The organism is Microvirga calopogonii (genome assembly GCF_003347665.1).
Classification (GTDB): Bacteria; Pseudomonadota; Alphaproteobacteria; order Rhizobiales; family Beijerinckiaceae; genus Microvirga; species Microvirga calopogonii.
The window spans coordinates 1-1869 of the sequence record NZ_QDGA01000232.1; the positions used below are offsets into that span (position 1 = coordinate 1).

At 65.9% G+C, this 1869-nt stretch carries 2 protein-coding genes; both read left to right on the forward strand.

Annotated elements, in window-relative coordinates; all coding sequences use genetic code 11:
• A partial coding sequence (locus DDF70_RS36135; protein WP_162820918.1) for an acetyl-CoA C-acetyltransferase occupies positions 1-1155 on the forward strand: 1155 nt, incomplete at its 5' end.
• A gap of 178 nt (positions 1156-1333) precedes the next feature.
• A partial coding sequence (locus DDF70_RS36140) for an SDR family NAD(P)-dependent oxidoreductase (RefSeq protein ID WP_114948894.1) occupies positions 1334-1869 on the forward strand: 536 nt, incomplete at its 3' end.

Consider the following 1869-nt stretch of genomic DNA (forward strand, 5'->3'; position numbering starts at 1 on the left):
GTCGGCGCGGCGCGCACCCCCGTCGGCTCGTTCAACGGCGCCTTCGCCAATACCCCGGCTCATGAGCTCGGCGCCATCGCCATCAAGGCGGCCCTCGAGCGCGCCAAGGTGGAAGGCGGAGAGGTGGACGAGGTGATCCTCGGCCAGATCCTCACCGCGGCCCAGGGCCAGAACCCGGCCCGCCAGGCCGCCATGGCGGCGGGCGTGCCGCAGGAAAAGACCGCCTGGGGCCTCAACCAGCTCTGCGGCTCCGGCCTGCGCACGGTCGCCATCGGCATGCAGCAGATCGCCAACGGCGATGCCGCCATCATCGTGGCGGGCGGCCAGGAATCCATGTCGCTCGCACCCCACGCGGCCCATATGAGGTCCGGCACCAAGATGGGCGACTTCAAGCTCACGGACACCATGCTCAAGGACGGCCTGATGGACGCGTTCCACGGCTACCACATGGGCACCACCGCCGAGAACGTGGCCCAGCGCTGGCAGCTCACCCGCGAGGAGCAGGACCAGTTCGCCACGAGCTCCCAGAACAAGGCCGAGGCCGCTCAGAAGGAAGGCCGGTTCAAGGACGAGATCACGCCCGTGACGATTGCCTCCCGCAAGGGCGACATCATCGTGGACCAGGACGAGTACATCCGCGCCGGCACCACGCTCGAAGCGCTCGCCAAGCTGCGCCCCGCCTTTTCGAAGGAGGGCACGGTCACGGCCGGCAATGCCTCGGGCATCAATGACGGCGCCGCCGCCGTCGTGCTGATGACGGAAGCCGAAGCCGAGAAACGCGGCCTGACCCCGCTCGCCCGCATCGCCTCCTGGGCGACCGCCGGCGTCGATCCGGCCATCATGGGCACGGGTCCGATCCCGTCCTCGCGCAAGGCGCTGGAAAAGGCCGGCTGGAAGGTGTCCGACCTCGAACTCGTCGAGGCCAACGAGGCCTTCGCCGCCCAGGCGCTCGCGGTCAACAAGGACATGGGCTGGGATCCGTCCATCGTGAACGTGAACGGCGGCGCCATCGCCATCGGCCACCCGATCGGAGCATCGGGCGCCCGCGTGCTCGTGACCCTGCTGCACGAGATGGGCCGGCGCAACGCCAAGAAGGGGCTCGCGACCCTCTGCATCGGCGGCGGCATGGGCGTGGCCATGTGCCTGGAGCGCTGAACGGCCTGACGCACCGAAACTGCTAAAACGTCATGAAGCTCCGGAAATTCCGGAGCTTCTCTCTTTCCCGTTCCGCCAAATATCCTAAGCTATGTTGTGAGGGGCTCGGATCGGGCCGCCTGACAATGAAGGGATCCTCGAGAGATCCGCACGGAAACGGTCTTGGGAAGGAAACAGCATGGCGCGTGTTGCATTGGTCACCGGCGGCACCCGCGGCATCGGTGCCGCGATTTCAAAAGGCTTGAAGGACGCGGGCTACAAGGTTGCCGCGAATTACGGCGGCAATGACGAAGCCGCCAATCGGTTCAAGACGGAGACCGGCATTCCGGTCTTCAAATTCGACGTTTCCGATGCAGCATCCTGCGAGAGCGGCATCAGGTCCGTCGAAGCCGAACTCGGCCCGGTCGACATCCTGGTCAACAACGCGGGCATCACCCGCGACGGCATGTTCCACAAGATGACCTACGATCAGTGGTCTGCCGTCATCCGCACCAATCTCGATTCCATGTTCACCTGCACGCGCCCCGTGATCGAGGGCATGCGCGAGCGCGGTTTCGGACGCATCATCATCATCTCGTCCATCAACGGCCAGAAGGGCCAGATGGGGCAGGCGAACTATTCCGCTGCGAAGGCAGGCGTGATCGGCTTCGCCAAGGCGCTGGCGCAGGAGAACGCCAACAAGGGCGTCACCGTCAACGTGATCGCGCCGGGCTA